This is a genomic window from Congregibacter brevis (genome assembly GCF_045689245.1).
Classification (GTDB): domain Bacteria; phylum Pseudomonadota; class Gammaproteobacteria; order Pseudomonadales; family Halieaceae; genus Congregibacter; species Congregibacter brevis.
This window is the reverse complement of sequence record NZ_CP136865.1, coordinates 323,105-339,697: the sequence shown is the minus strand read 5'-3', so window position 1 is coordinate 339,697 and position 16,593 is coordinate 323,105. Positions and strand designations below refer to the sequence as shown.

Below are 16,593 nucleotides of genomic sequence, written 5' to 3'. Positions count from 1 at the left end.
AGGCGCAGCTATGGCTTTTGGATTTTCGTTCGGCTCTCGGTTCACAAATCGTGGGGGCAGAGGAGAGCCTGATGGCGATCCAATCACTAGTGTTGATGACACGGTTGCGGTTAGGGAAGATCGTAGTGTAGTCATCCAGAAAAAGGCGCTGCTGAGCAACGATAGCGCTGCTGATGACATCGACTTCTCCCTTGTTGAGTTTACGCAGCCAGCGAACGGAACTCTGGTCGAGAATGGCCAAACTCTAAAATACACACCGAATCCTGATTTCTTTGGTGAAGATAGCTTTGAGTACACCATTGCGCTTGATGGTAATGCGGGACAAACCAGCACCGCGACTGTCAATTTGGTGGTTCTGGGCAGCAACGATGACCCCACCGGCAGCGATGTCGAATTGGAAGTTAGCGCGGATACTGTTCTTCGCATACCCGTTACGGAGCTACTTGAGAAGAGCGGTGCAGACGATGTAGATGGCGACGATTTATCTATAGCCAGCTTTCGCAAAGCTCGCGACGGCGAAGTCGAATTTGACCCCAGCGATAGCGATTTCATTATTTTCACTCCCGATGAGGGTTTCACGGGCGAGGCGTCTTTCGAATACACCATAGAGGACGGCAATGGCGGCAGTGTGCGCCTTGAGGCCACTGTCGATGTGGTGGCAGGCGACAACCAGTCACCTACCGCTGTGGATGATAGCTACACCGTTGCCGAGGGCAACGAGCTTACGGGTAACCTGATCGAGGGCCTGGGCCCGGATGCTGGCATGGACAGTGACCCCGAAGGTACGCTCCTATCCGTAACAAAAGTCAATGACATTGAGCTAGATGTCAATGATCCCGACCTCGAATACAGTGAAGAAACAGAAGAGTTCCAGCTCTCGATTGCTGAAGGCGATCTGTTTATTAAGGCTGATGGTTCTTTCCGTTATGTGCATGGTGGCGATGAGCCTCAGCAGTCAGCGCCCACCTTCACTTACACCATCTCTGATGGGGACTTGACCGACACCGCCGACGTTACGATCAACGTTACACCGGTCAATGATGCGCCGACAGGCGCTGTGGCGATATCGGGCACAGCGACTGACGGTGACGAGCTGACGGCGAGTAACACGCTTGAAGATGAAGATGGTCTGGGCGATATCAGCTACCAGTGGCAACGCGGTGGCGAAGACATTGATGGCGCCACAGGCGACAAGTACACCCTGACCCAGGATGATGTGGGTGTAGAGATCACGGTGGTCGCGAGCTACACCGATGCTCAGGGTACCGATGAGCAGGTCAGCAGCGCCCCTGTCATTCCGACGAACGAAAACGATGCGCCGACGGGATCGGTGACGATCACGGGTACGGCCGAGGAAGACAGTGAGCTCACGGCATCCAACGACTTGGATGACGCTGATGGCCTTGGTGATATCAGCTACCAGTGGCAACGCGGTGGCGTAGACATTGATGGCGCCACCGGCGACAAGTACACCCTGACCCAGGAAGATGTGGGCGAAAACATCACGGTGGTCGCGAGCTACACTGATGATGGTGGTACTGCCGAGCAGGTCGAGAGTCTTGCTGTTGGTCCGGTTGCCAACCTGAACGATGCGCCCACCGGGTCGGTAACGATCTCAGGCACAGCGACTGACGGTGACGAGCTGACGGCGAGTAACACGCTTGAAGATGAAGATGGTCTGGGCGATATCAGCTACCAGTGGCAACGTGGTGGCGTAGACATTGATGGCGCCACAGGCGACAAGTACACCCTGACCCAGGATGATGTGGGTGTAGAGATTACGGTGGTCGCGAGCTACACCGATGCTCAGGGTACCGATGAGCAGGTCAGCAGCGCCCCTGTCATTCCGACGAACGAAAACGATGCGCCGACTGGCGTGGTTACGATCGACAACACGACGCCCGCTGAGGATGACGTCCTGACTGCCAGCAATACGCTGGCTGACGCTGATGGCCTGGGAACGATCACGTACACGTGGAAGGCTGACGGCAATGTTGTTGGCACGGGTGCAACGTACACACTGACGCAGGCCGAGGTTGGCAAACAGATCACGGCAGAAGCGTCTTATACCGATGGTGGCAACACAACAGAGACGGTAGCAAGTGGTGCCACTGCTGCCGTTACCAACCTGAATGATGCGCCCACCGGGTCGGTAACGATCTCAGGCACGGCGACGGATGGTGACGAGCTGACGGCGAGTAACACGCTTGAAGATGAAGATGGTCTGGGCGATATCAGCTACCAGTGGCAACGCGGTGGCGAAGACATTGATGGCGCTACGGGTGAGAAGTACACCCTGACCCAGGATGATGTGGGTGTAGAGATCACGGTGGTCGCGAGCTACACCGATGCTCAGGGTACCGATGAGCAGGTCAGCAGTGACCCTGTCATTCCGACGAACGAGAACGATGCGCCGACGGGATCGGTGACGATCACGGGTACGGCCGAGGAAGACAGTGAGCTCACGGCGTCCAACGACTTGGACGACGCTGATGGCCTTGGTGATATCAGCTACCAGTGGCAACGCGGTGGCGTAGACATTGATGGCGCCACCGGCGACAAGTACACCCTGACCCAGGAAGATGTGGGCGAAAACATCACGGTGGTTGCGAGCTACACCGATGATGGTGGTACTGCCGAGCAGGTCGAGAGTCTTGCTGTTGGTCCGGTTGCCAACCTGAACGATGCGCCCACCGGGTCGGTAACGATCTCAGGCACAGCGACTGACGGTGACGAGCTGACGGCGAGTAACACGCTTGAAGATGAAGATGGTCTGGGCGATATCAGCTACCAGTGGCAACGTGGTGGCGTAGACATTGATGGCGCCACAGGCGACAAGTACACCCTGACCCAGGATGATGTGGGTGTAGAGATTACGGTGGTCGCGAGCTACACCGATGCTCAGGGTACCGATGAGCAGGTCAGCAGTGACCCTGTCATTCCGACGAACGAGAACGATGCGCCGACGGGATCGGTGACGATCACGGGTACGGCCGAGGAAGACAGTGAGCTCACGGCGTCCAACGACTTGGATGACGCTGATGGCCTTGGTGATATCAGCTACCAGTGGCAACGCGGTGGCGTAGACATTGATGGCGCCACCGGCGACAAGTACACCCTGACCCAGGAAGATGTGGGCGAAAACATCACGGTGGTTGCGAGCTACACCGATGATGGTGGTACTGCCGAGCAGGTCGAGAGTCTTGCTGTTGGTCCGGTTGCCAACCTGAATGATGCGCCCACCGGGTCGGTAACGATCTCAGGCACAGCGACTGACGGTGACGAGCTGACGGCGAGTAACACGCTTGAAGATGAAGATGGTCTGGGCGATATCAGCTACCAGTGGCAACGTGGTGGCGTAGACATTGATGGCGCCACAGGCGACAAGTACACCCTGACCCAGGATGATGTGGGTGTAGAGATTACGGTGGTCGCGAGCTACACCGATGCTCAGGGTACCGATGAGCAGGTCAGCAGTGACCCTGTCATTCCGACGAACGAGAACGATGCGCCGACGGGATCGGTGACGATCACGGGTACGGCCGAGGAAGACAGTGAGCTCACGGCGTCCAACGACTTGGACGACGCTGATGGCCTTGGTGATATCAGCTACCAGTGGCAACGCGGTGGCGTAGACATTGATGGCGCCACCGGCGACAAGTACACCCTGACCCAAGAAGATGTGGGCGAAAACATCACGGTGGTCGCGAGCTACACCGATGATGATGGTACTGCCGAGCAGGTCGAGAGTCTTGCTGTTGGCCCAATTGCCAACGTGAACGATGCGCCCGTGGCTTTTGATGATGATTTGAGTGTGAACGAAGACTCGATTCTCACGCTTTCTTCGGCAGCTATTCTGGGCAACGACACAGACGTCGATAACACAGAATTCGCGAGCATTACTCTAGCCAGCTTACCAGAGTCCGGCGTCCTCTATTTTGAAGCGGACGCTATTAGTGAACTCCCAAGCGGCGGATTGGAAATCACCGTTGCTGATCTACTAGCCAACAAACTTACTTTTGCGCCTGCCGAAGGGTCAGAAGGCGTAACGCTTACCTATACAGTGAGCGATGGCGATCTCAGCTCTAACGAAGCCACCATATCTATCGCTGTTAACGCAGTAGATGCTGTTTTCTCTGACGACGATGAAATCGCTTCAACTGATGAAGATGTGCAGCTCACTGGCAACGTACTTGATGGTACGCCCGCCTCAACGGCTGATGGTGACGTTGTTGTCACCGGCTTTGAGTTTGGTGGCGTGGATTACGACGCGGGCGATGACGCTTCTATTGTTGGCGTGGGCACACTGAACATCGCAAGCGATGGCGCTTACTCGTTCACGCCTGCTCCGAACTACAGCGGCCTGGTGCCGGATGCTGTTTACAGCATGAGTGATGATCTCGGTAACACTGTTGGCGATACATCGACGCTGTCGATCACGATTGATCCCGTAAACGACGCTCCAAATGTCATCGATACCAGCTTTAAGACGACCGAAGACAAGGTACTTCTGCTAAGCACTGCAGACCTGCTGGGCTCCTCCAGCGATCCAGAGGGCAACCCTCTGTCAGCGGTGGTTGATCTGAGCTCGATATCGCAGGGTACTCTCGAGAAAGTTGGCGATGACGAGTACCGCTTTACGCCAGCGCAGGATCAAACAGCTGACGCGACGTTTAGCTACACGGTTGATGATGGCCAAGGCGGCGAGTCTGGTGCCACGGCTACGATTGCAATCACGGCAGTTAACGATGCGCCGACGTCCTCGGGCATCGATTTGGGTGCGATGGACGAAGATGGCGTCCTGACTACGTCTCCAGCTGACTTAATCGCCAGTGCGAGTGATGTTGATGGCGACGCGTTAACGTTAGTGAGCGTGGGCAATGCGTCAACGGGTACCGTGGTTATTGACGGCGTGACGGGTGAGGTTGTTTTCACGCCGGCGGCTAACGTCAACGGCCCCGCGAGCTACGACTACACCATCAGCGACGGTGCGATCGAGGTTACAGCTACGGCGACAATAGCGATTACATCTGTAAATGATGCGCCTACGGGCACTGCCGCGACATTTGCGACGCAAGAAAATGCGCCGAGAGAGATTACATTTGCCGAGCTGTTGTCGGGTAGTAATGCGGCGGATGCGGATGCTGATGCTTCACTAACGATTACCAATGTGACCAATCCACAAGGCGGCACAGTTTCCGTGGATGGCGAAACGATTACGTTTACGCCGGCGCAAGACTTTGATGGTGCTGCGACGTTTGACTACACAATTAGTGATGGCACGGTAGGCGACGATTTGCCATTGACCGCGACTGTTAATGTGTCCGACGTGGCGAATGTCGAACCAACTGCGGAAGCCGCAAACTATGCGACTGATGAGGATGCGCCGCTCGAAATAGCATTGCTGGACTTGTTGGCCGATAGCAATGCAGTGGATACGGATGGCGGTACGCTGTCGATTACCGGGGTCGGGAATGCTGTCGGCGGTACGGTTGCCGTCGTTGACGGTTCTATAGTTTTCACTCCGACTGAGGATTTCTTTGGCGACGCAAGTTTTGACTACACGGTTCAGGACGGTCAGGGAGGTGCGGTACCTCTGACGGCTGCTATCGCCGTTAATTCGGTAAATGATGCACCTGTGGGCCAGTCAGACGACGGGGGTGATGTAGAAGCCCTGCAGCAAATCATTATTGATGTGCTCGCAAACGACAGTGATTTGGAAACGGCGTTGGATGTCGGTTCTGTAGAGATTATCGATGCGGCTAATAACGGCCAAGCCGACGTTAATCCCGACGGAACAATTACTTATACCGCGGGCAATGGCTTTATCGGTGGTGACAGCTTCAGTTATCGAGTCGCTGATGTTGATGGTGCATTCACTCAGCCAGTGAACGTTACCGTCAATATCACGGGCGAAGTAGAAGACGGTAACAGCCAGGACGGCTACATTTCCGGTGGCTTTGTGTGGGCGGACGCCGATGGTGACGGCGAATTCGATCCTGGCCTAGAAGCATTTGGTACTACCAACGAAGTCGGTCAGTTCTCACTGTCCGGCGCGGTATCCGGCACGCTCTACATGACAGGCGGTGTGGATATCTCTACACGTCTGCCTTTTGAAGGTGTACTGAAGGCACCCGAAGGTTCGACGGTTATAACCCCGCTCACAACACTGGTTGTCGCGGTTCTTGAGAGCGGCGATCCCACCTTGCCATCGGATCCAGCCTTGGCGCTTGCAGAGGCTGAACTTCGAGTCCAGCAATCATTGGGTTTGCCCGACGTAGACCTGAGTACTTACGATCCTATCGATGTCCTGGCCAACTCTGTTGATCCGGCGGCGAAGGAGCAGGCTGCAGCCGTGTTCAGCGTTGCCAGCCAGGTACTGAATACCGCGAAAATAGCGGGCTCCGCTGTCGCTGGTGCTTCGGGTGGAGAAGTCAGTGAGACTGAAGGTGAGTCAGCAGCGTTTGCATCACTCGCAAATCTCATTAATACCAGTCCTTCCCCGGTAAATCTTGTAGCTCCGGAGGGCGGTGGAGCTAGTGATGTTGAACAGATTGTATCTGGAGCAGCTGATGAAGCTGCTGAAGCATCAGGAATAACAGATATACCAGTTCAGGCAGAGGCGGTGGCAAGCCTTGCAGAAGCTTCTAATACAGTAGTAGATACCGCTGTAGCCGATGCTGTTGCAACAGGGAATGTCGATGGCGCTGCTTTCCTTTCAGACGTATCGCAGGTCTCACAAGTCGCTCAGGGCGAGACCGCCGATGCCGTTAGCGATGGCGATGTTTCAGTAGCTGATACCACGCAATTTGTAGACGAACTTGAGACTGAAGTCGAAGCCGCTGTCGTAGGTGACGCGACAGGCGCAACCGAATCTCCCGACGATGACCTTTTGGTGGGTGACGCGGGAGACAACGTTCTCGATGGTGGTGTTGGTAACGACATCATCACTGGCAACGGAGGTGTCGACACGCTCACCGGTGGTGAGGGCGATGACGTGGTTACCGGCGGCTCTGGAAACGACATATTGATCGCTGGCGCGGGTACCGATGTCTATAAGGGCACCCTAGACTCATTCGATACCATCGATTACAGCAGTTCCCCTACAGGCGTGAACGTCAATCTTGAGACAGGCGTCGTCATTGAAGACGGGTTCGGAGACACTGACTCACTGGAAAATATCGATCGAGTAGTGGGTAGTGCGGGCGATGACACCATTCTGGGTCGCGTCGATCAGGATGGGACTTTTGATCGCTTCCGCCCCGGCGATGGAACAGACCTTGTTGATGGTCAGGGTGGCAACGACGCTGTTGATTATCGGGATGCAGTGAACGGTAGCAGCGGCGTCACTATCAATCTCGGCGCAAACGGCGATGCGAACGGCACCGCAATTGATCCATGGGGTAATACGGATACTCTTCTCAACATTAACCGTGCGTTCGGTAGTGAGCAGGGCGACTCCATTACCGGTGATGGTCAAGACAATGTCCTGGCTGCCGCTGGAGGCGATGACGACATTGCGGGTGGCCTGGGGGCGGATTTACTCTTTGGTCAGGATGGCGACGATACGCTAACTTCGAACGGCGGCAATGATTACCTGGATGGCGGTAGTGGTGCTGATATCTACGTCATCGAAGGCACTGGCGATCGCAGCATCGGCAGCTTTGAGTTTGGTGTCGATAAAATCGATCTTTCAGGTTTGCCGTACTTTGTTTCTGAGGCTTACCTTCAGGCGCAGCTTGCCAATCAGGACAATACTGATGGTGCAACCTTCCTGCAGTTGGGGCCTGACACAACATTGTTCGTCAGTGATCCCACCTGGGCGCCTAACGAAGAGCTGCAGCTGAGCGACTTCATCCTACCAGCTGCCGATCCAGCGGATGACCAGATCGGCGGCCCCGGCGATGACGCATTACAAGGGGGAACCGGAGACACTACGTTCTTTGGTGATGCGGGCAATGATTTCATCACTGCTGGCCCTGGCAATGAAAACATCGATGGAGGCACAGGCTTCGACATCGTCGATTATAACGGTGCGCCATTAGGCATAGATGTCGATTTGGGTGCGGGTACCGTAACCGGCGGCTTCGGCGGTACAGATACGATCACGAACGTCGAAAAAATCATTGCTTCGGACTTTGATGATTCACTCGTCGGTGGCGATACCGATGCTCCCCAGAGCTTTGAGGGGCGTGGAGGCGACGATTACATTGACGGCGGTGCAGGCGTCAATGACCGCATCGACCATCGGTTCTCAGACACCGGTTCGGGTATCAATGCAAACCTGGCCACTGGCATTGTACAAGACGAATTTGGTGGCACCGATACGGTAGTCAACATCGAGCGGGTCTACGGCACGATCTATGACGACGTTATCACCGGTGACGACAACGATAACCAGTTTATTGGTGATCGTGGCGCTGACGATATCGATGGCGGTGAAGGTTTTGACGCCCTGTTTAACAACGGTACCGAAGATCAGTCCCTTGAGATAAACCTCGCGACTGGCCAAGTTGCCAATGACGGTTATGGCTTTACCGGCACGGTGGCCGGCATCGAGCGCGTGTTTGGCACCGCTCAGAGCGACGTCATCATTGGTGATGCAAACCGTAACGAACTCTTTGGTCAGGACGGAAATGACACCCTCGACCACGGTAGCGGAGAAGGCAATTATCTCGAGGGCGGTGCGGGTAACGATACGTTCCAACTGAATTCGGGCAGCGTCTACATCGGTGACTTCAATCCGTTGGAAGACCGCATAGATCTCTCCGGTGCACTCAGCCCGGTTACAGACTTCGCTCAAGTTCAAAATGCACTCAACCAATACACCGTTGAGGAAGATGATGGCAACGGCGGCACGGTGGATGTTGTACATACCGATATTGCTTTGCCCGGCTTGTTCATCACGCTCCGTGGTGTGTCTCAGGCCGAAATTGAGACAGGTGGCGCGGCGCTCTTTGATTTTGGGGTGGCGGTAGGCCCCGATGATCAGATTGGCGATGAATTTGATAACACCCTCGAGGGTGGCGCCGGAGACACAAACTTTGTGGGCGGCGCGGGCAACGACACCATTGTTGCTGGACCCGGCAATGACTCGATCGACGGCGGCGAAGGCTTCGACTTTGCAGACTACAGCGGTGCAGGTCTCGGCATTCAGGTAGATCTGGCTGCGCAGACTGTTACTGGCGGATTTGGTGGCACTGATACGATCGTCAATATCGAAAAGGTCATTGGTACTGACTCAGGCGATTCGTTTGTTGGCGCTGATAACGGCAACGCTCCGCAAAGCTTTGAGGGACGCGGTGGAGACGACTACATCGATGGTGGTGCGGGTACGAACGACCGTATTGACCATCGCTTTACCGATACCGGCTCGGGAATCAACGCTGATCTTTCTACAGGTATTGTTCTCGATGAGTTCGGCGGTACCGATACTGTCGTCAACATCGAGCGCGTCTACGGCACGATTTATGACGACGTCATCACCGGTGACGATAACGATAACCAGTTTATTGGCGCGCAAGGCTTCGACATTATCAACGGTGGCGGCGGTACTGATGCACTGTTCAACAATGGCGACGAAAATCAAAGCCTGATAATTGATCTTAGCAGCGGTGTAGTCACTAACGATGGTTACGGGTTCGGTGGCGAAGTCTCGAGTATCGAGAACGTGTTCGGCACAGCTAATAACGACACACTCGTTGGCGATAGCCAAGATAACTTACTTCTCGGTGCAGCCGGTAGCGACTTCTTGGATGGTGGCGCAGGCAACGATGTTCTTTTGGCAGGGTTCAGTGATGATGCTGCCGCGGATACATTTATCGATGGTATCGGCTCGGACTACCTTGAAGGTGGGGCAGGTATCGATACCTTTGTCATACAGGGAGGGGGCGACGACACTGTTGCTCAGTTTGAGCTCGGTGTGGACAAAATCGATCTCACTACCTTGCCTTTTTTGGTTACGGGAGCTGATATCACTAATCAGCTCAGTAATCAGAGTGATACAGACAGCGGAACGTTCTTCACTTTTGGTACAGCAACACTCTTTATCGGCGGCGATACCTGGAGCCCCGATGAGGAAATCTCCCTGACCGACTTTATCCTCCCAGCGTCTACGGCGGGTTCCACCGTGGATGGAACTGACGGTGATGATAACCTTGTTGGTACTGACGGCGATGACACCTTCAACGCGTTGGGTAATACGGAAAATGGTATTGACTTTATTATCGGTGGAGCGGGTAACGACATAATTGACGGTGGCGACGGTTTCGACGCCGTTGACTACAGTGCTGCACCGGCAGGCATTTCGGCCGATCTAGAGAGCGGAGCCATCGCTGACGGTTTCGGTGGCATTGATACGGTAAGTAACGTAGAGCGTGTCATCGGTTCTGCATTCAATGATGTGATATTTGGCAGAGTTGACAACCAAGGCGGTGAGTTCGGGGATTTTGATCGCTTTGTGCCAGGCGACGGTGCGGACTATATCGACGGACGCGGTGGTAATGACATTGTTGACTACCGTGGTGATGACACCGGCAGTGGAATAATAGTGAACCTTTCCTTCAATGGTCAGGGCAACGGCGCTGCACTCGATCAGTTTGGCAGCTTCGACAACATTCTGAATGTCAGTGGGGTATTTGCTACCGAAAACGATGATCGCTTGTTTGGCGGCGATGAAGAAAACCGCTTGTTTGGTTTTGGCGGTAATGACGAGATTTTTGGTCGATCCGGCAAGGATCAGCTATTTGGCGGCGATGGTGACGATGAGTTGCATGCTGGTGATGGTGTAGATGAATACCTAGAAGGCGGAGCGGGGTTTGATACCTTCTTTGTGGGCAACGGTTCCGTGTTCATCGGTGATTTTAATGCTCTCGAAGATGTGATCGACTTCAGTGATTCTGAAGTACCGGTTCCTGATGTATTTACACTTCAGGCTCCAGGTGTCACGACTGAGCGCACCGAGAATGAAGAAGTTTCAGAGGGTGTTTTTGAGGATGTGGTTTACACAGACATCACGCTCCCCGGCATCAGCATTACTTTACGTGGCGTGGCAGTCAGTGAATTGGGGGCCGGCAACTTCAGTGGCTTTAGGGCGTTAGATGCGGACAACTTTGGCGCTTCGAGTATTGAAGGCACTGAGTTCGACGACAACTTCGGCGACAATACCCAGCTCGATGGTGGTACGGGTAACGACACGATCAACGGTCTTGCCGGTAACGACGCGCTTCGTGGATTCTCTGGTGATGACATCCTCAGTGGTGGTGAAGGAGATGATTATCTTGAGGGCGGCTTTGGTGATGACGAGCTTTTCGGCCAGAGCGGAGACTTCGATAGCCTCGCAGGCGGTCCAGGCAACGATTTGCTGGATGGTGGGGATGGCTTTGCCGATAGCGTGGACTACGCGAGTTTCCAGTTCCAGAGCCAGCGCGGCGCCGTGGTTAATTTGTCACTCAATACCACGGACGTCCGGGATTTTGACGGTAACCCCCTGGGAACCAACCAAGCTCAAGATCCGGACGGCGGTTTCGATACGCTAGCTGGTATCGAGAACGTTAACGGCAGCGATTTCAACGACATTATTGTTGGTAGCACGGGCGACAATTTCTTGTCCGGTGGGTTTGGTGATGACCTGCTGTTTGGCGGCGGCGGAGGGAGCGATAACTTCGCGCCAGGCAGCGGTCAGGATCAAGTGACTGGCAATGGCGACGATGGCGTTGATTACTTTGATTACGGTCGACGCGATGGTTTTGACCCACAGTTTAATAGCGCCAACGGCATTTTCGTAAACCTTGGCGAAGAGGGCACTAACTTCCAAGGCTTTGGTCCTTGGCTCGAGTCGGGACAAGCGCAGGACCCTGATGGGTTCGTTGATCAACTGAACGGAATCAATGGTATCAACGGCACGGCATTTAGCGACGTTATCGTTGGTGGTAACAGCGATAACTTCTTTGGCGGTCAGGACGGAAATGACTTCCTGATCGGCGGCGGAGGTAACGACAACCTGCAGGGCGAGGTAGGTGATGACAACCTTCAAGGCGGCGCGGGCAACGATAGCCTATTTGGTGGTTCAGAAAACGATGCCCTGGATGGTGGTGACGGTGACGATTATCTCCAGGGCGACGATGGCGATGATGAGCTTCGTGCAGGTAATGGAGCAAATGACAGCCTTAACGGTGGCGCAGGCGCAGACAACTTTGTTGTGGGCAACGGCGGCGTCTTCATCGGTGACTTTGAGATTGGCGTAGACACGATTGATCTGCGAGAGACACAAGTACCGGTACCCGACTTTGCGACGGTTCAGGCGAACCTCACAGAGTTTATGGGCACAGAGCCAGGTGATGAGAACACGGTCTATAGCCAGATTGACCTGCCGGGTCTGAGCATCACCTTGCGTGAGGTGAGCAATCAGGACCTGATTGATAATCAGGGCAACATCTTCGTTAACTACAGTGACTTTGATAGTGATCAGACTATCGATGGCACGATCAACGACGACAATTTTGATCTGGCCGACCCACAGCTTGATGGTGGTTCGGGCAATGACACTATCAATGGTCTGGCGGGTAACGATGCGCTGCGCGGTTTTGTTGGTAATGACACTCTCAACGGCGATGAGGGCGACGATTACCTGGAAGGCGGCTTTGGCAATGACCAGCTATTTGGTGGTGAGGGTAATGATTCTCTCAATGGTGGGTCTGGCGACGACCTTATCAACGGGGGCGATGGTCCGTTTAACCAGGATGGTTTTGACGATGGCTACGACGAAGTCCTTTATGACGGCGGCTACGCATTCAATGGCGACCTCTATCTGAACCTGAGCGAGATAGATCCGAACAACCCGGGTCAGGCATGGGATTTTGGTAACGGTCTTTTCTTGCAGAGTGGGCAAGCCATTGATCCCGATGGTGGCTTAGACACGCTTGTCGGTATTGAAGGTATTTGGGCAGGCGACGGCAATGACCAGATCGTTGTGGGGGCTGAAGGTGTTGGCAACGTCTGGGGCGGTGCTGGAGACGACGGAATCGTTGTTGCAGGCTCTTGGGGTGCGAACATCCAACCGGGCGACGGCTTTAACTACGTCGATGGCGGCAATCAGTGGTCCAACCTGGATCTGAACGAAGGTCAGTTCGCTAATCCGAACGGCGTGGGTATTTATCTGGGTGAGTTTGGCACCTACGACTTTGACTCGCGCGGTGAGGCTTATACGCCCGACGGTTTTGTCACCGAGCTTTACAACATCAACAACGCTAATGGCGGTGAGTTTGATGACGAGATCTTTGGTAACTCCAGCGATAACAGTCTGAGTGGGCGCGGTGGCAACGACGTTATTGATGGCGCCGATGGCAACGATAATCTCTTTGGTGACGATGGCGATGATGAGCTTCGCGCGGGTAATGGAGCAAACGACAGCCTTAACGGTGGCGCAGGCGCAGACAACTTTGTTGTGGGCAACGGCGGCGTCTTCATCGGTGACTTTGAGATTGGCGTAGACACGATTGATCTGCGAGAGACACAAGTACCGGTACCCGACTTTGCGACGGTTCAGGCGAACCTCACAGAGTTTATGGGCACAGAGCCAGGTGATGAGAACACGGTCTATAGCCAGATTGACCTGCCGGGTCTGAGCATCACCTTGCGTGAGGTGAGCAATCAGGACCTGATTGATAATCAGGGCAACATCTTCGTTAACTACAGTGACTTTGATAGTGATCAGACTATCGATGGCACGATCAACGACGACAATTTTGATCTGGCCGACCCACAGCTTGATGGTGGTTCGGGCAATGACACTATCAATGGTCTGGCGGGTAACGATGCGCTGCGCGGTTTTGTTGGTAATGACACTCTCAACGGCGATGAGGGCGACGATTACCTGGAAGGCGGCTTTGGCAATGACCAGCTATTTGGTGGTGAGGGTAATGATTCTCTCAATGGTGGGTCTGGCGACGACCTTATCAACGGGGGCGATGGTCCGTTTAACCAGGATGGTTTTGACGATGGCTACGACGAAGTCCTTTATGACGGCGGCTACGCATTCAATGGCGACCTCTATCTGAACCTGAGCGAGATAGATCCGAACAACCCGGGTCAGGCATGGGATTTTGGTAACGGTCTTTTCTTGCAGAGTGGGCAAGCCATTGATCCCGATGGTGGCTTAGACACGCTTGTCGGTATTGAAGGTATTTGGGCAGGCGACGGCAATGACCAGATCGTTGTGGGGGCTGAAGGTGTTGGCAACGTCTGGGGCGGTGCTGGAGACGACGGAATCGTTGTTGCAGGCTCTTGGGGTGCGAACATCCAACCGGGCGACGGCTTTAACTACGTCGATGGCGGCAATCAGTGGTCCAACCTGGATCTGAACGAAGGTCAGTTCGCTAATCCGAACGGCGTGGGTATTTATCTGGGTGAGTTTGGCACCTACGACTTTGACTCGCGCGGTGAGGCTTATACGCCCGACGGTTTTGTCACCGAGCTTTACAACATCAACAACGCTAATGGCGGTGAGTTTGATGACGAGATCTTTGGTAACTCCAGCGATAACAGTCTGAGTGGGCGCGGTGGCAACGACGTTATTGATGGCGCCGATGGCAACGATAATCTCTTTGGTGACGATGGCGATGATGAGCTTCGCGCGGGTAATGGAGCAAACGACAGCCTTAACGGTGGCGCAGGCGCAGACAACTTTGTTGTGGGCAACGGCGGCGTCTTCATCGGTGACTTTGAGATTGGCGTAGACACGATTGATCTGCGAGAGACACAAGTACCGGTACCCGACTTTGCGACGGTTCAGGCGAACCTCACAGAGTTTATGGGCACAGAGCCAGGTGATGAGAACACGGTCTATAGCCAGATTGACCTGCCGGGTCTGAGCATCACCTTGCGTGAGGTGAGCAATCAGGACCTGATTGATAATCAGGGCAACATCTTCGTTAACTACAGTGACTTTGATAGTGATCAGACTATCGATGGCACGATCAACGACGACAATTTTGATCTGGCCGACCCACAGCTTGATGGTGGTTCGGGCAATGACACTATCAATGGTCTGGCGGGTAACGATGCGCTGCGCGGTTTTGTTGGTAATGACACTCTCAACGGCGATGAGGGCGACGATTACCTGGAAGGCGGCTTTGGCAATGACCAGCTATTTGGTGGAGAGGGCGACTTTGATAATCTCGCCGGCGGTCCGGGTGATGATGTTCTCGACGGCGGTGAGGGTATTCGTGACCGCGCCAACTACGAGAGCTTCCAGTTTCAAAGCCAGCGTGGGGTCGTTGTCAACCTATCAAACCGCACGGACATAGAGGATGAAAATGGGTCTGAGGTATTGACCGGTACGGCTCGTGACCCTGATTTCTTCACAGACACACTGGTGGGTATCGAAGAAGTTTCTGGTACCAGCTACAACGACTGGATTGTGGGCGATGATGGAGATAATAATTTCGCTGGTGGGCCAGGCAACGACCTGCTAGAGGGTATGGGTGGTTACGACAAGCTCGATTACAGCAGTTTCACCTACCTCAATGAGCGTGGTGCGATCGTAAACTTGTCGGACGCCACATTTATTGTTGATGAGAACGGCGTTCCCGTAGATCCGGGCACTGCTAGAGACCCGGATCTGTTCACAGATACACTCTTTGGGTTCGATGGTGTGAGTGGCGGAGACTTCGACGATCAGCTGTATGGTAACGAGAACGACAATCTGCTTCAGGGCCAAGGTGGCAATGATCTCTTGGTTGGCAACGGTGGCAATGACCAGCTTGAGGGCGGCACTGGAACGAACACGTATCTAGCCGGATCAGGATCGGATACGGTTACCGGCCAGGTTGATGCATTTGATATTCTTAATCTGAGTGAAGCGACTGAGACAGGAGTCGTGGTGGACCTTGACTTGGCCAGTAATCAGGTCAGTCAGGACGGCTTTAATTCCAGTGATACCGTAACCGATATCAACCGGGTCATAGGATCTGGGTTCGATGACATTATCAGCGGTCGCACAGACCAGGGGTTGGCTGAAGGCTCTAGAGAGTTCGAGCGCTTTGTGGGTGGTCCTGGCAATGACACGATCAATGGTCGAGGGGGCAACGACGGCGTTGACTATCGATTCGAGAGTGGTCCATGGGCTGATACCGGTAATGGCGTGAGCATCGACCTCAATACCGGTATCGCGACAGATCCCTTTGGTGGCACCGATACGATCAGCGGGGTTTCGCGGGTATTCGGATCAGAAAACAACGATGTCATTCGCGGTGATGCGCAGGATAATCCGTTGCTGTTCGGATTCGGGGGCGACGATTTGATCAACGGCGGCGCGGGTAATGACTTCCTCTTTGGAGGTGAAGGCTTAGACACCTTTGAGTTTGGCGCCGGCGCTGGCTCCGATGTGATCGGTGATTTCACTTTGGGTGAAGACAGCATTTCGCTTATCGACGGACTCACTGCAACATCGGAGCAGATCGATACCAACGGTGATTTTGAGGTTGATTCGACACTTGTCACGTTCAGTAATGGTGAGGGCGATGTCTTGCTATCTGATATCCTGTTAACTCAGGAAGAGTTGTTCGGCTAACGTGGCTTGGTAAGGGAAACCTG

Annotated in this window: 1 protein-coding gene; it reads left to right on the top strand. The window is 54.3% G+C overall.

The window, feature by feature from the left end; genetic code table 11:
- Positions 1 to 10 precede the first annotated feature (10 nt).
- The gene (locus R0137_RS01430; RefSeq protein ID WP_407327986.1) at positions 11 to 16,570 is read left to right on the top strand and encodes a tandem-95 repeat protein; all 16,560 of its coding nucleotides are present in this window, start codon (positions 11 to 13) and stop codon (positions 16,568 to 16,570) included.
- Positions 16,571 to 16,593: the final 23 nt, after the last annotated feature.

Excerpts from the sequence above, each read along its gene's own strand:
- R0137_RS01430 (WP_407327986.1), top strand. The coding sequence starts at position 11 with ATGGCTTTTGGATTTTCGTTCGGCTCTCGGTTCACAAATCGTGGGGGC.